14 protein-coding genes and 1 tRNA gene are annotated in these 17,874 nt (G+C 61.1%); 9 read left to right on the forward strand and 6 right to left on the reverse strand.

Going from position 1 to position 17,874, the window contains the following annotated elements; genetic code table 11:
• Positions 1-40: 40 nt before the first annotated feature.
• From ACYAS9_RS03400 to ACYAS9_RS03415, 4 genes are all read right to left on the reverse strand, one after another.
• Positions 41-2,287: a DEAD/DEAH box helicase gene (locus ACYAS9_RS03400; RefSeq protein ID WP_463566908.1), complete on the reverse strand. Its 2,247-nt coding sequence runs from the start codon at positions 2,285-2,287 to the stop codon at positions 41-43.
• Entirely contained in the window at positions 2,262-3,557 is a 1,296-nt protein-coding gene (locus ACYAS9_RS03405) for an ATP-binding protein (protein WP_463566909.1), read from the reverse strand. The genes ACYAS9_RS03400 and ACYAS9_RS03405 overlap by 26 nt, the downstream gene beginning before the upstream one ends.
• Entirely contained in the window at positions 3,554-5,953 is a 2,400-nt protein-coding gene (locus tag ACYAS9_RS03410; protein ID WP_463566910.1) for a tellurite resistance TerB family protein, read from the reverse strand. The genes ACYAS9_RS03405 and ACYAS9_RS03410 overlap by 4 nt, the downstream gene beginning before the upstream one ends.
• A 284-nt stretch (positions 5,954-6,237) precedes the next feature.
• Positions 6,238-6,325: transfer RNA gene (locus ACYAS9_RS03415), tRNA-Ser, on the reverse strand.
• Between the two features lie 151 nt (positions 6,326-6,476).
• Between ACYAS9_RS03415 and ACYAS9_RS03420 the strand changes: the two genes are divergently transcribed.
• A complete protein-coding gene (locus tag ACYAS9_RS03420; RefSeq protein WP_463566911.1) occupies positions 6,477-7,151 on the forward strand; it encodes a Bax inhibitor-1/YccA family protein in 675 nt (224 codons plus the stop codon).
• Between the two features lie 62 nt (positions 7,152-7,213).
• On the opposite strand, the gene solA is transcribed toward ACYAS9_RS03420, so the two are convergent.
• Positions 7,214-8,383: an N-methyl-L-tryptophan oxidase gene (gene solA / locus ACYAS9_RS03425; protein WP_463566912.1), complete on the reverse strand. Its 1,170-nt coding sequence runs from the start codon at positions 8,381-8,383 to the stop codon at positions 7,214-7,216.
• Between the two features lie 459 nt (positions 8,384-8,842).
• On the opposite strand from solA, the gene ACYAS9_RS03430 reads away from it, so the two are divergent.
• The 8 genes from ACYAS9_RS03430 to ACYAS9_RS03465 all read left to right on the forward strand — a co-directional run bounded on the left by ACYAS9_RS03430 (position 8,843) and on the right by ACYAS9_RS03465 (position 16,077).
• Positions 8,843-9,601 carry a GntR family transcriptional regulator gene (locus tag ACYAS9_RS03430; RefSeq protein WP_463567029.1) on the forward strand — a complete coding sequence of 253 codons (759 nt, stop codon included), beginning with the start codon at positions 8,843-8,845 and terminating at the stop codon, positions 9,599-9,601.
• Positions 9,598-11,322 carry a fumarate reductase/succinate dehydrogenase flavoprotein subunit gene (locus tag ACYAS9_RS03435; RefSeq protein ID WP_463566913.1) on the forward strand — a complete coding sequence of 575 codons (1,725 nt, stop codon included), beginning with the start codon at positions 9,598-9,600 and terminating at the stop codon, positions 11,320-11,322. The genes ACYAS9_RS03430 and ACYAS9_RS03435 overlap by 4 nt, the downstream gene beginning before the upstream one ends.
• Before the next feature lie 45 nt (positions 11,323-11,367).
• Positions 11,368-11,613: a 4Fe-4S dicluster domain-containing protein gene (locus ACYAS9_RS03440; RefSeq protein WP_003180418.1), complete on the forward strand. Its 246-nt coding sequence runs from the start codon at positions 11,368-11,370 to the stop codon at positions 11,611-11,613.
• A 114-nt stretch (positions 11,614-11,727) separates the two neighbouring features.
• Positions 11,728-13,134, forward strand: coding sequence for an ABC transporter substrate-binding protein (locus ACYAS9_RS03445; RefSeq protein WP_463566914.1), 1,407 nt, complete (start codon positions 11,728-11,730; stop codon positions 13,132-13,134).
• Positions 13,135-13,152: 18 nt separating this feature from the next.
• Positions 13,153-13,938, forward strand: a complete 786-nt coding sequence (locus ACYAS9_RS03450; protein ID WP_463566915.1) for an ABC transporter permease — start codon at positions 13,153-13,155, stop codon at positions 13,936-13,938.
• A complete protein-coding gene (locus ACYAS9_RS03455) occupies positions 13,935-14,783 on the forward strand; it encodes an ABC transporter ATP-binding protein (protein WP_463566916.1) in 849 nt (282 codons plus the stop codon). The genes ACYAS9_RS03450 and ACYAS9_RS03455 overlap by 4 nt, the downstream gene beginning before the upstream one ends.
• Positions 14,780-15,772, forward strand: coding sequence for a HEAT repeat domain-containing protein (locus ACYAS9_RS03460; protein ID WP_463566917.1), 993 nt, complete (start codon positions 14,780-14,782; stop codon positions 15,770-15,772). The genes ACYAS9_RS03455 and ACYAS9_RS03460 overlap by 4 nt, the downstream gene beginning before the upstream one ends.
• Positions 15,769-16,077: a DUF971 domain-containing protein gene (locus ACYAS9_RS03465; protein WP_463566918.1), complete on the forward strand. Its 309-nt coding sequence runs from the start codon at positions 15,769-15,771 to the stop codon at positions 16,075-16,077. Before ACYAS9_RS03460 ends, ACYAS9_RS03465 begins: the two co-directional genes overlap by 4 nt.
• A gap of 80 nt (positions 16,078-16,157) precedes the next feature.
• On the opposite strand, the gene ACYAS9_RS03470 is transcribed toward ACYAS9_RS03465, so the two are convergent.
• Positions 16,158-17,741 carry an aldehyde dehydrogenase (NADP(+)) gene (locus ACYAS9_RS03470; RefSeq protein ID WP_463566919.1) on the reverse strand — a complete coding sequence of 528 codons (1,584 nt, stop codon included), beginning with the start codon at positions 17,739-17,741 and terminating at the stop codon, positions 16,158-16,160.
• Positions 17,742-17,874 lie beyond the last annotated feature (133 nt).

Raw genomic sequence — 17,874 nt, forward strand, 5'->3', positions numbered from 1 at the left:
CGTGAGCCATATAGCTTTCATTCTTTGTAGGCGATACTCATCAGTCCGACACGACTTCCCGCATCATCAACGTCCCTGCCAGCCTGATTGCTCCCGGTAAATCCAGTTGGCTGGACGCAAACGACTTGATCTGTAACGACTCAGGCAGCGCCCAGTCCCATTTCTGCGGATTCGGGTTTTTCACGTCTTGTAAAAGAGTCTCTATATCGCTGGGATCCAGCTGTGCCACTTCGCCCAGCGCGGCTAAAAGGCTTTTTTCGGACGCGTCGATGGTGAGTGTCAGCCCTGAGCTGATACTCGTTATACCAACACGAGTGAGCATCAGGCTTAGTGCGTCATTGATGTAGTCGCCTTTCCAGGTCAGCAGGTAGCTTTTGGAGTCCGAGCCAATAATGAAGCGTTCAGCCAGGCCCAACGCTTGAAACGTTTGCCGTGCTTGCGACAGAAGACTTTGTGCTTGGGTATCAATGAATGGGCAGGGCTGCGTCTCCATCAACACGGCCCGCATTTCCTGCCTGACATCGTCGTGAATCATGGCGCCAAGGCCGTCAAATTGCGGTGGCGCACCACCGCGTGCAGCATTGACGACGATGACTTTCTTCTCAAGGTCCACATCCAGAACTTGCCAGCGCCGCCCGCCAAAGATGATGCGTTGGCCGACGATTAATGGACGGCTGACAGGCAATGAGCCGAGCGGCTTGCCGTCCCGGATCAGGCGGAACTCTTCATCGCTGGTGAACGCGCTGTAGAACTCGTAATGATTGATCAGGCGCTCGCCAATCTCACCTGGCAGCAACAAGCCTGAGCTGTCCTGCACGATGAGTTTCTTGTCGCCCAAGGCTTTCAGCAGGGCCAGAAAGTCCGCCTGGGTCACGGCCGCAAAAGTGCCGCTGGCCACCAGCGTGTTCCACAGTTGCGAAGCGTTGGCGCCACCTTGCTGGGCGATCACTGACAAGCACTGTTGCACCAGCGTGGAGGCGTGCAGTCCGTGGGCTCTGGGCGGCTCGAACCAGCTTCTGATCAACAGACGGATCATGGCGATGGTTTGTACCAAGTCTTGCCTGAGTTGGTCGGAGAGGTCGGAATCAGGTGTCAGTGGGCGTTCCTGACAGTAAGCGCGCAGTGTGGCCGGTTCGCCTTCACGGCGCCCCGAGCGGCCAAGCCGTTGGCGCAGGCTGGCGACGGAGGGCGGTGACTGGATCTGCGCGACGGCCTTGATATTACCAATGTCGATGCCCAGCTCAAGGGTGGTGGTGCACACGGCGGAGGCGGGCGGGGAACCAGCTTTTAATGCACGCTCTGTGTCTTCACGCAGGTCTTTGGAGAGGCTGCCATGGTGAGGCAGGAACTCGTTGGGCACGCCGTCGTTTTCGCAGAGCTGGCGCAGTCGGTCGGCGTACCATTCCACATCCTTGCGACGGTTGGGAAAAATCAGGTTATTGCTGCCACGCAAGACCTTGTATAGGTGAGCGGCGATGGCCTGCTGCGTTCCGTCGTTGTTTTGATCTTCGTCCTTATTCTTATCTTCATCGTGTTGCGCGTTGGCCTGGTTAGTGTTGGGTTGCGTGAGATACCCCCGCACCTGCACCTGAAGATCGTGTCCCGAGGACTTTGACTCGACAACCTGGACCTGCGACGCCTGCCCTGGACGTAGAAACGCCTGCGCCAGTGACATCTCGCCTAACGTGGCTGAAAGTCCTACACGTGGCAGTTGCCTGCCAGCGACCCGCTCGACGCGATGCATCAACGATTGCAGCTGCTTGCCGCGCTCGCTGCCGATAAATGCATGCAGCTCGTCGATCACGATGTAGCGCAGGTTCTGAAACAGGCCGGCCAGCGCTGTACCCCGGTTCACGAACAAGGCTTCAAGCGACTCCGGGGTGATCAACAAAATACCGTTGGGCGATTTGAGAAAGCGGTGTTTCTTGCTCGATGACACATCGCCGTGCCAGCCCACGACGGGGATTTCCAAGCGTTCGCACAAGCGGCTCAGCCTGTCCCACTGGTCATTGATCAACGCCTTGAGCGGGCTGATATAAAGCACTGCGCCCGCAGGTTGCGTGTGGTTGAGCAGGTGGGTAAGGATCGGCAGAAACGCTGCCTCGGTCTTGCCCGCTGCGGTGGAGGCGGCAATGATCACATCGCGGTCAGCGTCTATCAGCGCCGGTATCGCCCATTCCTGTGCATCCCTGAGCGAGGTCCAGCCTTGCGACCAGACCCACTGTTGCACCTCGGGGTGCAGGCGCTCAAAGCCTGCCGAATCAGAGCCTGAAGCTGGTGAGTTCATCGTCGGCCTCTACATCGAAATCCTTTTGTGCGCCGTTGTCGCTGGCAATTTCGACGGCGTCCAGCAAGTGACGCCAGTCGGAGTCCGGGTTCTGTTCCAGCACTGCCAGCAAGTTGATAAACGCCGTAATGGTGGTGCGTGGTGTGCGGAAATACGCCTCGCCGAGTCGTTGCCCACAGTGATCAATGAAGATCGGCAGCGCCTCGTCGGGAAGCAAATACCGTTGCGGATCGCCGTAGGCGTAAACATTGCGCAAGTTTTGCAGCAGCACATAGAAGTCTTCAGGGGTCAGGCTGCCGAGGCGAATCACCGGGCCGGAAAGGTCGACATAGCCCGTCCTGGCAAAGGTGTTTTCGACCAGACGCGATTGCAGTGCCGGGTAGCTGTACAGGCCGCGACGGGTGTCCATCAGAAACTCTGGCGTGCCGCCCAGTACAAAGCCCAGCCCGTCTGTCGAGCCTTGCAGGGAGTCGTTGAGGATGCGCAGAATCTGTTCGTAGTTGGCGTTTCGGGCCTGGGTGTTGGCGAGCTTGTACAGGTTGACCAGTTCATCCAGACAAACCATCAGACCGCCGAAGCCTGCCAGCCGCACGAAGCGTGCGAGCAGTTTGAGCTGGTCGTACACCGAGGCGTCGTCGATGCAGGTACGCACTCCCAAGGCTGCGCGGGCATCGGTCTTGGTGGTGAACTCGCCCCTGAGCCAGCGAATGGCGTCGGCCTTGAGCTGTTCGTTACCTTCATCAAAGCCGCGGCAGTAGGCCGCGATCACTTCGGCAAAATCGTAGCCATTGACCATTTCGGTGAGTTCGGCCAGGTATTGGCGGATCACGCTTTCGCTGTCGATGCCGCGGGTTTTGGCTTCGGTTCTGGCCTGGGCAATGAATTTCTCGACGATCCCCTGCAGCGCACCGCCATCGGGCTTGGTACGGGTCGACATATTCTTGGCCAGTTCTGCGTACAGCGAGCGCGCCTGGCCACCTGAGGCGTGCAGGCGCCGGTCCGGGTTGAGGTCGGCATGCATGGTTACCAGCTTGCGCTCCATGGCAATGCCGCGGACCAGATTGAGGAAAAAGGTCTTGCCCGCGCCGTATTCACCGATGACCACCCGAAATGCCGATCCGCCCTCGGCCAGGCGCTCGACGTCCTTGATCAGGGCGCCCAGCTCGCCAGCCCGGCCGACCTGAATCAGGTGCTGTCCCACGCGAGGAACGACACCGGCGCGCAGTGACTGAATGACCGCGTCGCGATCCTTGGCTCGTATCGTACTCATAGGGTTAACTCACTCAGGATGTCCGGGTTGATTTCGATGGGGTCGTCGCCCTCGCAAATCGGCATGTTGAACAGCTCGAAGCCCATGTCATTGATCTGCTCCAGGGCACCGTCAAGCATCAGTTCCATATCTGAAGCGGCATCTTCCAGCGCCTGCCGGCTCCATTCATTGCGCGATACCAGCAGACGCAGAAAGGCGCTGTGCTCGGCGTCGAGTCCGTAAAGCCGGGTGCCAGGCACTGGCAGACAGGGTTCAGGGGCCGGGGCGATAAGCGGCTCATCGGCATGCTCATCCTGGAATACCTTGGCCAGCAAGGCAGAGACCTGGGCTGTCTCGCGTTGCAGTTGCGCGATCTTGTTCATGTCCAGAACGATGCCGGAGCCAGGCGTGCCGGGCCTGGAAGGAGTCGCCGGGGCGGGCGCTGCAGGGTCTGGTGCGCCATGCAGATCGCTGTACAGCGATTGCGGGTCCAGTTGCAGCACCTTGTAGACCCGCTCCAGCAGCCTTACTTCTTCGGGACTGACGATGCCGTCCGCTTGCGCAAGGTGAGCCAGAAAGCTGGCGATGGTGCGTTTTTCAGTCGGGCTCAGCGGATCAAGTTTTTTCTTCAGGCTGGCCAGTGTCGGCGGTTGTTGCAACTGAAGGTGCAGGTGCGCCTTGAGGCGTTTGCGGTGGGCCACGCACAGGTGATCCCAAGAGTCGATGTGCCGGCCTGCCAAAGCCACTTCGGCCTGACAGGTATCGCCATCGGCCGCTGCCACGGCGCTGGCCAGGTCCAGTGTCACGAGGGCGGCGTGGTAAGCCGCCGTGGTCCGCAATGTGCCGTCATCGGGTTCGGTGGCGAACAGCGCGATCAGGTCCTCGGCTTTGGGAGTGCGGCTGCCGGACAGCACGTCAGGCTCCATGCCGATGCCAAGACTTTCCAGAGCTCTTGCCAGGCTGATGACCTGATCGCGGGTCAGACCGGCAGCGGTCTTGAAGTGCCCGGCCAATTCGTCGAGGGTCATCGAGATCGCTTCGTGGCCCACCCGTGATTGCAAGGCCTGGAGCGCAAGCATGGCGTCTTCGGGCCATAGCCACGTGGGCAGGTGCAGCAGCCCTTCCAGCGCATCGCCATTGTGCGGGTTGCGGCCCAGGTAGCGACTGAAAGGATCGAGCAGCGTGGCGCACTCTTCCACCAGCAACTGAAGCTTCTTGCGTGTGCCGGAGACGGCCGTGACGTCCGGAATATCCCCTACGGCGATTTCAGGCGCCATGAGCCGCGGTGAAGCGGGCCGGTACGCAATCCGCAGGCGCGTCTTGTTGTCCGCCAGGATCAGCCCGGCAGGAAAGCGCTTTTCGTACTCATCCTGAAACAGGCGTTGAAACAGCTCAGCGCACCTGTATACAGGGGTGCGGCGCGAGATATTCGGGTCCGAGCGCGCCCAGGCGCAAGCCCAACCGGCATTCATGGGGTATTTATCAGCGGCCATCTGGCCCAGGGCAATGCGCACGGGTATCGGCATTTCATAGCCATCGTCGGCGATGTCTGGCGGCGGCTGCAGGTACCTGTGCGGGCCAGTGCTGGTCAGGTTCAGATGTTCAAGCAACCTGGCGGCATCACTTTGGAAATAAGCGTACGTGCTGTAGAGCGTTCGCAAGCGCTGCACTTCGGCGGCAATGCTTGCCCTTTCTGTGCACGCCTCATTGTCTTTAACCAGGTCCACCAATACCCGGCGTTCCAGCCCATAAAAGAACATGAACACGTAGCCCGGATCCGCATTCGGTGCGCATCGGCCACCGGCCAGCCACTGCAGATAACCCCGGCGCGCCTCCGGGGTCAGGTTGCTGTAGCTGGGCCAGTTGGGCGTCAGTTTGTTTTCGGGATCGATGGGCGATTTGTGGACTTTCAGTGAGCTGTCAATAAATGAAGGCTCGGCAAACCTGAATGCCGAATCATTTTTGCCCACATAAATCATGCCGCCCGGCAGCAGAATGTCGCCCACCGTGATGGATTCGCCTGCCGCAAGCCAGCGGGTGTCAGTCGGTTGTTCAGGTGAGCGGGGAATGGTGAATGTTGCACTGCCGGGTGATTCCAGGCGCACCGTGAAGAATTGCTGATTGTCTGGTGCTGTATTGCCCTGGGCAGGCTGTGTGGCGTGTCGGTAATCATCCGGGTAAGGCACCGTGCCGCCAACCAGATTGGAGGAGGGGCGCCGATAGTTATCTGGACAAGGTACGGTGCCGCCGACCAGATTCGAGGACGGATGGCTGTAGCGAGCACTTCGTGATTCGGACGTTTCCCTTTCGGCAGGCTTCGAGGCGTGCCGATAGTCGTCCGGGTAAGGCACCGTGCCGCCAACCAGATTGCAGGACGGGCGGCTATAACGTTCATCCTGCTGGGCAGTGCGCGCCATTTCAGTCTTCCGTGAGCAAAGGGCTGGCCAAACGGCAGTATCCATAATTTGTCCGGATGGGCCAAGTCCTGGCGCTTGATGGTCGCCGCACAGGTTTATAGTCAGGCACAGGTGATGGCACCGACTGTGCCTGATGGGCCAGCCAGCGTATGCAGTCTTTTTCTTTTAAACGTAGGGGATTGTTCTGTCGGACGCAGGAAGCAGGGTGGGCCTGGATACTGGAAAAAACCCAAACCCCAGAAACGACAAAGCCCTGAACGATCAGGGCTTTGTGCTATCAAATATGGCGGAGGCATAGAGATTCGAACTCTAGGACCTGTTACAGTCGGCAGTTTTCAAGACTGCTGCCTTAAACCACTCGGCCATACCTCCACTATTGCTGCGGGCGCCATAATACCCGAATGTAACAAGCTGTCAAACTCTCCAGGTGGTGAGTGTTGATGCCTCTGTTATGATCTTTGCAACTTGTCATTTCACAGCAAGCTTATCCACAGTAAAGCTTATCCACAGTAAGGAGCTCGCCATGCGCGAACAGGATTACGTTCTCAAAACCGGTACGCAGGAGGCCGACCAGCTCGAGGTCAGCCGTGTCCTGCGCAATACTTACGGCCTTCTGGCCATCACCCTGGCCTTCAGCGGCGTCATGGCGTTCGTTTCCCAGCAGATGGGCGTGCGCTACCCGAACATCTTCGTCGTGCTGATCGGCTTTTATGGCCTGTTCTTCCTCACCGCCAAGCTGCGTGACTCGGTGTGGGGCATCGTTTCGACCTTCGCCCTGACCGGTTTCATGGGCTTCATCCTCGGCCCGATCCTCAACCGTTACTTGGGCATGAGCGGCGGCGCTGAAGTGGTTGGCTCGGCATTCGCCATGACCGCTCTGGTGTTCGGTGGCCTGTCGGCCTACGTGCTGATGACCCGCAAGGACATGAGCTTCCTGGGCGGCTTCATCACTGCCGGCTTCTTCGTGCTGCTGGCGGCCGTGCTGGCCAGCCTGTTCTTCGAGATCAGCGGTCTGCAACTGGCGATCAGCGCAGGTTTCGTGCTGTTCTCCTCGGCGTGCATCCTGTTCCAGACCAGCGCGATCATCCAGGGTGGCGAGCGTAACTACATCATGGCGACTATCAGCCTGTATGTATCGATCTACAACCTGTTCGTCAGCCTGTTGCAGATCTTCGGCATCATGAGCCGCGACGACTGATAACAGTCCAGGCCTCACAAAAAGCCCGCGAAAGCGGGCTTTTTGCTGTCTGGCCCAAGCGCTCAAACGGCAAAGCGTTGCAGTGAAAAGGCCGACAGGTCGATCTCGCTGGAGCCTTGCACACAACGTTGCGCCAGCGCTTCGCCCAGTGCGGCCGAATGCTTGAAGCCGTGTCCGGAGCAGGCCGAGACCACGGTGACATTTTCAAGGCGCGGGTGCTCATCGATGATGAAGTGATAATCCGGCGTCACGGTGTAGGCGCACACCGAAGACTTGAGCACATTGGCGCCCAACCCTGCGACCTTGCCCTCGACCTGGGTGCGGTACATGGCCTTGACCTGTTCGGCATCGATCGTGCGATCCAGCGTCTCGGGGTCGCTGTTCAAGTGGTACTGCTCGGTAGCGATCTTCATGCTGCCTTCGCGGGGCAGGGGCGGGAAGCCGTAATTGACGTCGGTAAAGCCCGGCCCGTGGGTAAGGATGAAGCTGGGCGAGTTCGGCGCGAACACCGCCGGGTCTTCAATCTCGAACCAGTACAACGCCTGGCGGCAGACCCGCAGCAGCGAGTCGAACGGTGCGCCCAGCAAGCCGGCCGACCACATGCCAGCGCTGACAATCACCTTGTCGGCCAGGATCGTGCCCTGGTCCGTGCTGATTTTTACCCCGGAACCTTCATTCTCAAGGGCTGTGACCGTTTCGTTGAGGCGCAAGGTCGCGCCGTGCTGCGCGGCCAGTTGCAGTTGCACGGCAATGCAGCGCTCCGGGCGCAGGTAACCGCCATCGGGCTCGAAGTAGCCAATGGCACTGTCCAGCACCGGTGAGAACTGCGCAAAGCGCTGGCGAATCTCATCGGCCGTCAGCACTTCATGGTCAATGCCATAGGCCTGCGCCAAGGCGATGGTCCTGTGGGTAAAGTCTTCGGCATCCAGCGGGTCATAGACCTCACTGGAGGTCATCACCAGCACCCCGCACTGCTCGAACAGCGACTCACCCGACAGCGCCTCAAGTTCGCGCCACAGCTGTTGCGAGCGGCGCACCAGCGGCAGGTATTGCGGGCCTTCGCCATTCGACAGGCGGGTGATCCGTGTGTCGCCGTGGCTGGAGCCCTGGGTGTGAGGCGGCGCAAAGCGGTCTACGCCCACCACCTTCACCCCGGCTCTGGCCAGTTGATAGACCGTCGCCGCCCCCATCGCGCCCAGGCCGAGCACGGCCACTTCATAGTGCTGCTGCATGGTCTGCCTGCCTTGAAAAATGAATCATTTCAGCGACAGGACGGCGAAAAATCAATCTTTTATCGAGGCACGCGGCCGATTTGTCTCGGGCTTTCCCATATTCGATGTGACCATCGGTCGCTTGCTTTTATTTGTCATTTAGGGTTCGAAAAAGCTTCAAAAGTTGTCCACGAAAATCGTGGGTATGTCTGTGGGTAACTTTGCCAAAGCCTTATGTGGCGCGGGCTTTATGGGTGTGGTTAATTTTTGATCAGCGCTGCTCGGCGGGCATATGGCGATAGGTGAATAAGCCATAGAAGTCTGTGAAATGGTGCACAGAAACGGATTCTTATGCCCATAAATGGCATTCAGCCATCGACTTCACGATGCATCTAACCTTATGCCTAAACAATATTTCCAGAAGAGCCAGAATCGCTTTAATTTCTCTCGTCATGACTCGTTATAACAAGTGGCTCGATGATGGACGACAATACCGCTTTGCTTCCGCTTTCCAGTGTGCCGCTGCACTCGCAACTGCGTGAGTTGCTGCGTGCACGCATTCTCGATGGCGAATATGCCCCTGGCAGCCAGATGCCCTCGGAAAGCGAACTGGGCAGCCTTTTCAAAGTCAGCCGCATTACCGTGCGCCAGGCATTGGGTGACCTGCAGAAAGAAGGGCTGATTTTCAAGATCCATGGCAAGGGCACGTTCGTTGCCCGGCCCAAGGCCTTTCAAAACGTCAGCACCCTGCAAGGCCTGGCCGAGTCGATGTCGGGTCGCGGCTACGAAGTCGTCAACCGCCTGCGCAGCTTTCGCTATGTGCCGGCCCCGCGTGCGGTGGCCGAGCGCCTGCAAGTGCCCGAGGGCGAGGAGGTGGTGCAGATCAAGCGTGTGCGGCTGATCAACCGTGAGCCGGTATCACTGGAAATCACCTACCTGCCCAAAGCCATCGGCGAGCGTCTGGAAAATGCCGATCTGGTGACCCGCGACATCTTCCTGATTCTGGAAAACGACTGCGCCCTGCCGCTGGGGCATGCGGATCTGGCCATCGATGCGGTGCTGGCCGACAGCGACCTGACCCAGGCGCTGAACGTCGAGGCCGGCTCGCCGATCATGCGCATCGAACGTCTGACTCACAGCGCTGCCGGCCAGCCGGTGGATTTTGAGTACCTCTACTACCGTGGCGATGCGTTCCAGTATCGCCTGCGCATTGATCGTCACCGGGAGGGCCAGGCATGAGCCGTGCAGTGCGGGAGCAGGAATACGACATCGTCGTGATTGGTGGTGGCACCGCCGGGCCCATGGCGGCGATCAAGGCCAAGGAGCACAACCGCAACTTGCGCGTGCTGCTGGTCGACAAGGCCAACGTCAAGCGCAGCGGCGCGATCAGCATGGGCATGGACGGCCTGAACAATGCGGTGATTCCCGGGCACTCCACTCCCGGGCAATACACCAAGGAAATCACCATCGCCAACGATGGCATCGTCAACCAGGCCGCGGTGCATGCCTATGCCACCCATAGCTTTGCGACCATCGAGCAACTGGACCGCTGGGGGGTGAAATTCGAGAAAGATGAAACCGGCGACTACGCGGTCAAGAAGGTTCATCACATGGGCGCGTATGTGTTGCCCATGCCTGAAGGCCATGACATCAAGAAAGTGCTGTACCGCCAGCTCAAGCGCGCACGGGTCGAGATCACCAATCGGCTGGTCTGCACCCGGCTGCTGACCGATGCCGAAGGCACCGTCAACGGCGTGATGGGTTTTGACTGCCGCACCGCCGACTTTCATGTGATCAAGGCCAAGGCCGTGATCCTTTGCTGTGGTGCGGCCGGGCGTCTCGGCTTGCCCTCGTCAGGCTACCTGATGGGCACCTATGAGAACCCGACCAACGCCGGCGACGGCTATGCCATGGCTTATCACGCCGGTGCGGAGCTTGCCAACCTGGAATGCTTCCAGATCAACCCGCTGATCAAGGACTACAACGGCCCGGCCTGTGCCTACGTGACCGGTCCTCTGGGTGGCTACACCGCCAACAACAAGGGCGAGCGCTTCATCGAGTGCGACTACTGGAGCGGGCAGATGATGTGGGAGTTTCACCAGGAGCTGGAAAGCGGCAACGGCCCGGTGTTTCTCAAGCTTGATCACCTGGCCGAGGAAACCATCCAGAACATCGAGCAAATCCTGCACAGCAACGAGCGTCCCAGTCGCGGGCAGTTTCACGCCAATCGCGGCACCGATTACCGCAGCCAGATGGTCGAGATGCACATTTCGGAAATCGGCTTTTGCAGCGGCCACTCTGCTTCCGGGGTGTGGATCAACGAGCGTGCCGAAACCTCGGTCAAGGGCCTTTACTCGGCCGGTGACATGGCTGCTGTGCCACACAACTACATGCTCGGTGCCTTTACCTATGGTTGGTTCGCTGGGGTCAACGCTGCCGATTATGTGGCCGGGCGCGAGCACTCGCCGCCGGATGCCGACCAGGTGGCGCATGAGCAGGCGCGGGTTTATGCACCGCTGGATCGCGAGCATGGCCTGCCGCCGGCACAGGTCGAGTACAAACTGCGGCGCTTCGTCAACGACTACCTGCAACCGCCGAAAGTGACGAAAAAGATGCAGATCGGCTTGCAGCGCTTTGCAGGCATCGAACAGGACCTCGAACAGATCAAGGCCAATAACGCTCACGAGCTGATGCGCGCCATGGAGGTCAGTGTAATTCGCGACTGCGCCGAGATGGCCGCCCGCGCCTCACTGTACCGCGCTGAAAGCCGATGGGGCCTTTACCACTATCGGGTTGACCACCCGCAACGCAATGACGCCGAGTGGTTTTGCCACTGTCACCTGAAAAAGGACGAAGCGGGGCGCATGGTCAGCTTTAAAAAGCCGGTCGAGCCTTACATCGTCGCTCTCGATGCCGAAGAGTTGCAAGCCTACGACCGGCTGCGGGTCGGCGCTCCATGACCTTGGATTACAACAGAGCGCCGCAGGCGCCAAGGACACCGTGAAATGGCCTATCAGCCTCAGGAAATCTTCTTTCGCTCCAACGCACCGGTCACGGTGGATGAAGACAAGTGCATCGCCCACAAAGGCTGCACCGTGTGCGTCGACGTCTGCCCCATGGACCTGCTGGCCATCAACCCGGCAACCCAGAAAGCCTACATGGCCTTCGATGAATGCTGGTACTGCATGCCCTGCGAAAAAGACTGCCCGACGGGCGCGGTGAAGGTCGAGATTCCTTACCTGCTGCGTTAGTCGAGTCAAAAGCTATCCGGTGGCCCCGGACGCCTGAGTTTCCCACCCCTCGTTTCCCACCGCGACTCGCGTGGCGGAGACGAACAACCACTGCTGATTCGAGGGGATATACCCATGCTATTGCGTGCTGCACTGGCCGGCTTTGTGCTGGCATCTCTGACCCTGTCGGTTCAGGCCGAAACCCTGCGCGTGGCCATCGGCACCCAGGACACCACCATCAACTGCGCCGCTGGCGGCCTGTTGATCCGTGAACTGGGCCTGCTGGAAAAATACCTGCCGCGTGACGGCAAGTACAAGGACGTCACTTACGACGTGCAATGGAAAAACTTCACCAGTGGCGCGCCGCTGACCAATGAAATGGTGGCCGGCAAGCTTGACCTCGGCGCCATGGCTGACTTCCCTGGCGCCTTCAATGGTGTGGCGTTCGAGACGGCGGGCAAGCACAGCAAGTTCATCAGCGTGTTGTCGGGTAGCGTGCAGGGCAGCGGCAACGGCATTGTGGTGCCGACGGCCTCGACGGTGCAGGACCTCAAAGACCTCAAGGGCAAGACCATTTCGGTGCCGTTTGCCTCGACCGCCCACGGCATGTTGCTGCGCGCCGTGGCGGCTCAAGGCTGGGATCCGCTCAAGGACGTCAACATTATTGCCCAGGCGCCGGAAGTGGCAGGTTCTGCCTTGCAGGCAAACAAGATTGAAGCCCACGCCGACTTTGTACCGTTTGCCGAGTTGTTCCCCAGTCGCGGCTTTGCACGCAAGATCTACGACGGCTCGCAGGCTGCCGCGCCGACTTTTCATGGCGCGCTGGTGGATGAGGAATACGCGAAGAAATACCCCGAGATCGTGGTCGCCTACCTGCGCGCCAGCCTGGAAGCCAATCAGTTGCTGTCGGCAGACCCTGAGAAATACAGCGAACTGGTCGAGAAAGTCACCGGCATCGAGGCCCAGGTCAATTACCTGTTCTACGGCCCGCTTGGCCTGCAGACTCGCGACCTGAGCTGGAAGCCTGAATACCGTCAAGCGGTCGGCACTGCCATCGACACCCTCAAGCTGCTGAAAAAAGCCGACCGTGGCCTGAACCTCGATACCTTCATCGATGACCAGTACCTGCGAGCGGCCTATAAGGCTTCAGGGCTGGACTACAGCGCGCAGTTGGCCAGTTACGCCCAGCAGCCGCTCAATGCGGTCGATGCGCTGAGTGGCCAGCCGATCACCGACACCCGTTCGCTGGCGCAGATCTGGGTCAGGGGCGAGCCGAAGGTGCGCCATTACCAGTCGGCAGAATCGGCCTTCAAGGCGCTGGCCGCGTTGAAAAAAGAGGGTAAGGAGGTGCGTGCGGTCTACGCCCAGGCTGAAGACAGCGGCATCAAGTTGCTGGCTGACCAGGCCTGGTTTGCCACCGACGGCCAAGGCCGGCTCAAGGCCTTCCTGCTGCAGGGCCAGGCCCGGACTTTCGCCACCGCCCAGGGCGGCAAGGTGCTGGATTTTACCGCTGCCAGCCAGCAAGCCGTGGCCAGCCGCTAAGCACCAGGAGTTGCCGTCATGCCCGCATCCTTGAGGCGCCCTGTGGCGCGTACCGTTTCAGTGTTGCTGTGCCTGCTGTTCTGGCAGGTTGCCGCCAGCCAGCACTGGAATCTGCTGCTGGTGACCTTTGCCCATGTGCCCACGCCGCTGGCGGTGGTACAGGCGGCGTTCGACCTGCTCGATTCGGGCAAGCTGGTCCAGCACCTGAGCGCCAGCCTGGGCCGGGTGTTCGCCGGCTACCTGGCGGCGGTGCTGCTCGGTATCGCGCTGGGCGTGGCCATCGGTCGCTCGCGTTGGGCCGAGGACCTGCTGTTGCCGCCGCTCGAGGTGTTGCGGCCGATTCCGGCTGTGGCCTGGATTCCGCTGGCGATTCTGATGTTTCCCTCTTCGGAGCTGTCGATGGTGTTCATCACCTTCACCGGCGCGCTGTTTCCTATCCTGCTCAACACCGTGCATGGCGTCGAGGCCGTCGATCGACGCCTGATCGCCTCGGCCAGAAGCCTGGGTGCCGGGCGCCGGGCAATCCTGCTGGAGGTGGTGTTGCCCGGTGCAGCGCCGAGCATCATCACCGGGCTGGCCATCGGCATGGGCACTTCATGGTTTTGCCTGGTGACCGCCGAGATGATTTCCGGTCAGTTCGGCATCGGCTATTACACCTGGGAGTCCTACACCATCCAGAACTACCCGGACATCGTTGTCGGCATGTTGCTGATCGGCCTGCTGGGCATGGGCAGCAGTCTGCTGGTCAAGCGCCTGGGCGGTTTGTGCACCCCTTGGCAACGTTCACGAGGTAACGCCCGATGAGCCATCACGTAACCCAGGCCGGGCGTATCGATATGCATGGCCTGTCGATCACCCTGGGTGAGCAACAGCAAGCATTCCAGGCGGTTCACGCGCTGGATGGCCACATCGGGCCCGGTGAGTTTGTCTGCATTCTCGGCCCGTCCGGCTGTGGCAAGTCGACCTTGCTCGGCGCGCTGGCCGGGCACTTGCACAGTTACAGCGGGCTGTTGACGGTTGACGGCCAGCCCGTCGCCGGTCCTTCACCGCAGCGCGGCATGGTGTTTCAGCATCACACCCTGTTGCCTTGGCGCAGGGTGCGCGACAACGTTGCTTTTGGCCTGAAAATGAAGGGGCAGGGCAAGGCCGAACGGCTGGCCGAGGCCGAGCGCATGCTGGCGCTGGTGGGCTTGCAGGACTTCGCCGACAGTTGGCCAGATCAGCTTTCCGGTGGCATGCAGCAGCGCGTGGAAATCGCCCGGGTACTGATCAACCGCCCGCGCCTGTTATTGATGGACGAGCCTTTCGGTGCGCTCGATGCACTGACCCGGCTGAAGATGCAGCATCTGTTGCTCGACATCTGGACGCAGATTCGCACCACCGTGGTGTTTGTCACTCATGACATCGACGAAGCGTTGTTCCTGGCCGACCGCATTCTGGTCATGAGTGCGCGCCCTGGGCGTTTCATCGAAGACCTGCGCCTGGATTTTGCCCGGCCACGTGACACAGGTCTGGTCACCAGCCCTGAATTTACTCGCCTCAAACGCCATTGCCTGGAACTGCTCAGCCATCAGGAAGGGCAACCGTTACCGCGCCTGAACCCGCTTGGCCTTCCCCTCGAAAACTCCCGACCGCGATTTGCCTTATGACCTATAGCCTGCAAGACCTCGACAACCCAGACATTCTGGTCCTGCGCCCACGGCTGGAAGATGCCGATGCCGGTGTGCGGCGCATTGCCCTGATCGAACTGGCCGACCTTGAAGACCCGGACGGCTTGCCGTGGCTGGTCGACCGCCTGGCCCATGATCCTGCCGTGGAGGTACGCACTGAAGCGGCACGCTTGCTTGAAGCCTGGGAAGAACCCGCGGTGGTCGAGGCCTTGTGCCAGGCCTTGACCGATTCGCACGCGGCGGTGCACGAAGCCGCTGCACAAAGCCTGAGCATGCTCAAGGACCAGGCCGTCGGCACATTGATCCTGCCGTGGACCGGCCATGCTGAGGCGCGGGTGCGCAGCGCGGCCTTGCGGGCCCTGCGCGAGCTGCGTTATGCCCCTGCTGCGGCTGCCGCCACCGTGGCCTTGCACGACAGCGACCCCGGCGTACGCCGTGAGGCCGTGGCGGTGCTGGGCTGGCTGAAAAACACCGATGCGCTGGACGACCTGGCGCGGTTGGTAAGCGCCGACCCGGACACTGAAGTGCGGCGTGCCGCGACTGGCGCGCTGGGCATGGCCAGCGAGTCCCGAGTGTTGCCGGCGCTGTGCCTGGCGTTGAACGACGCGGCCTGGCAAGTCCGTGAGGAGGCGGCCACCACGTTGGGCAAGGTGGCTCAGCCGCTGTCGAGCCAAATGCTATTGAGCCAGGAGCAGGCCGGGCCTGCGTTGCTGGCCGCCCTGCATGACGATTACTGGCAGGTGCGCCTGCGCGCCACCCGCAGCCTGGGTCGTCTGCGCTATGGCGCGGCACTGCCCGGTTTGATCGAGACCCTGCAACACAGCATCAGCAACCTGCGCAAGGAAGCGGCGCTGGCGCTGGGTGAACTCGCCGACCGCAGCGCCATCGCCGCCTTGCAAGCCGCCGAACACGACGGCGACCCTGAAGTGCGCAAGGCGGTGCGCATTGCCCTGGCGCAACTGGCATGAACCAGGTCCCTGTGACTCAGGCGCCGTTGTCGATCAACGCTCGTCAGAGCAGCAGGCAGTTGTGCCTGACCTGGGCCGATGGCCGCGAGCACGTGCTCGACTACGCCGAACTGCGCCGTCAGTGCCCCTGCTCGCAATGCCGCGCCTTGCGCCTGCGCGGCAGCCGGCTGCATGTCTCGGCACAGATCCGTCTGCTGCAGGCCAACCCGCAGGGCTATGGTGTGCAATTGGTGTTCAGTGACGGGCACGAACGTGGCATTTACCCGTGGGCTTATCTTGCAGCGCTGCCCTCAGCAATGGCGTAACCCTTGCGCGACTACAAAATGCGCACAAAAAAAGGCGCGACCCTCATCGGGCCGCGCCTTTTGCATTACCAGCCGTCAAATCAAGCGATCGGCTGGTCGCTCCACTCACCATTCACCAGGCGACGCAGGCCCAGCGGGTTGGCGTTTTGCAGCGCCGGTGGCAGCAGGCTGTCAGCGTGGTTCTGGTAGCAGACCGGACGCAGGAAGCGGTCGATGGCCAGGGTGCCCACCGAGGTGCCGCGCGAGTCGGAAGTGGCCGGGTACGGGCCGCCGTGGACCATGGCGTCGGACACTTCGACACCGGTCGGGTAGCCGTTGACCAGAATACGACCGACCTTGTCTTCCAGCAGCGGCAGCAGCCACTGGTAGCCAGACAGGTCCGCAGGCTCGCCGATCAGGGTAGCGGTCAACTGGCCGCGCAGAGCCAGCAGGGCTTGTTTCAGCTCGGCATCATCGGCCACTTCGATGGCGATGGTGGTCGGGCCGAAGACTTCTTCCTGCAGCAGTTCGTCGCCGTTCAGCAGCAGGCTCACGTCAGCCTTGAACAGCTGCGACTGGGCTTGCTTGCCTTCCTGGACCTTACCAGCCAGGTGAGTCACGCCCGGATGCGCCAGCAGGTGCTCGACGCCCTTGCTGTAGCTGCGCAGGCCGCCGGCGTTGAGCATGGTCTGTGCGCCCTGGGCACCGATGTGCTCGCCCAGTTGCTCCAGGAATGCGGTGAAGGCTGGCGAACGCAGGCCGATGACCACGCCGGGGTTGGTGCAGAACTGACCGGCGCCCATGGCCACGGAGGCGGCCAGTTCCTTGGCAACGGTTTCGCCACGGGCGTTCAGCGCCTCAGGCAGCACGATGACCGGGTTGATGCTCGACATCTCGGCGAACACCGGGATCGGTTGCGCGCGCTCGGCGGCCATTTTGCTCAGGGCGTTACCGCCGTTCAGCGAGCCGGTGAAGCCGACGGCCTGAATGGCCGGGTGCTTGACCAAGCCTTCGCCCACGCCGTTACCGAAGATCATGTTGAACACGCCCTTCGGCACGCCGGTGCGCTCGGCGGCGCGGATGATCGCCTGGCCGACCAGGTCGGCAGTGGCCATGTGGCCGCTGTGGGCCTTGAACACCACCGGGCAGCCGGCAGCCAGCGCGGCTGCGGTGTCGCCGCCGGCAGTGGAGAAGGCCAGCGGGAAGTTGCTGGCGCCGAACACGGCCACAGGGCCCACACCGATGCGGTATTGACGCAGGTCGACGCGCGGCAGTGGCTTGCGGTCCGGCAGCGGCAGGTCGATGCGCGCACCCAGGTAGTCGCCACGGCGCAGGATTTGTGCGAACAGGCGCATCTGGCCACTGGTACGTCCGCGCTCGCCCTGGATACGGGCTTGCGGCAGGGCTGTTTCCTGGCAGACAACGGCAACGAAATCGTCGCCCAGTTGGTCCAGCTCATCGGCGATGGCATCAAGGAACTCGGCGCGACGTGCAGGGCTCAGTTGACGGAATTCATGAAAAGCGGCTTGAGCGGCTTTGGCAGCGGCGTCGATTTCGCCGTCGGTGGCCTGGGCAAAGGTGTAAGGCAGGGCTTCACCGGTGGTCGCGTCCAGGCTTTGATGCTGGGTCTGACCAAGGGCGCTGCGGGCGCCGCCGATGAAGTTATGGCCGAGAAGGGTGGACATCGGTATCTCCTGTTGTTTTGACATGGGCGCCGGGATCTTCAACGAACCTGCGTTCCCTTTGGGTTGCCGAATCGCGGATGGAGTGAGGATGGCGCTGGCAAGCTGCACACAAGCCAGAACCGGTGCATCGATA

It is taken from the genome of Pseudomonas sp. HP_08 (assembly GCF_055284095.1).

Coding starts and splice junctions, on each gene's coding strand:
- ACYAS9_RS03400 (WP_463566908.1), bottom strand. CDS start 2,287: ATGAACTCACCAGCTTCAGGCTCTGATTCGGCAGGCTTTGAGCGCCTG.
- ACYAS9_RS03405 (WP_463566909.1), bottom strand. CDS start 3,557: ATGAGTACGATACGAGCCAAGGATCGCGACGCGGTCATTCAGTCACTG.
- ACYAS9_RS03410 (WP_463566910.1), bottom strand. CDS start 5,953: ATGGCGCGCACTGCCCAGCAGGATGAACGTTATAGCCGCCCGTCCTGC.
- ACYAS9_RS03420 (WP_463566911.1), top strand. CDS start 6,477: ATGCGCGAACAGGATTACGTTCTCAAAACCGGTACGCAGGAGGCCGAC.
- solA (WP_463566912.1), bottom strand. CDS start 8,383: ATGCAGCAGCACTATGAAGTGGCCGTGCTCGGCCTGGGCGCGATGGGG.
- ACYAS9_RS03430 (WP_463567029.1), top strand. CDS start 8,843: ATGGACGACAATACCGCTTTGCTTCCGCTTTCCAGTGTGCCGCTGCAC.
- ACYAS9_RS03435 (WP_463566913.1), top strand. CDS start 9,598: ATGAGCCGTGCAGTGCGGGAGCAGGAATACGACATCGTCGTGATTGGT.
- ACYAS9_RS03440 (WP_003180418.1), top strand. CDS start 11,368: ATGGCCTATCAGCCTCAGGAAATCTTCTTTCGCTCCAACGCACCGGTC.
- ACYAS9_RS03445 (WP_463566914.1), top strand. CDS start 11,728: ATGCTATTGCGTGCTGCACTGGCCGGCTTTGTGCTGGCATCTCTGACC.
- ACYAS9_RS03450 (WP_463566915.1), top strand. CDS start 13,153: ATGCCCGCATCCTTGAGGCGCCCTGTGGCGCGTACCGTTTCAGTGTTG.
- ACYAS9_RS03455 (WP_463566916.1), top strand. CDS start 13,935: ATGAGCCATCACGTAACCCAGGCCGGGCGTATCGATATGCATGGCCTG.
- ACYAS9_RS03460 (WP_463566917.1), top strand. CDS start 14,780: ATGACCTATAGCCTGCAAGACCTCGACAACCCAGACATTCTGGTCCTG.
- ACYAS9_RS03465 (WP_463566918.1), top strand. CDS start 15,769: ATGAACCAGGTCCCTGTGACTCAGGCGCCGTTGTCGATCAACGCTCGT.
- ACYAS9_RS03470 (WP_463566919.1), bottom strand. CDS start 17,741: ATGTCCACCCTTCTCGGCCATAACTTCATCGGCGGCGCCCGCAGCGCC.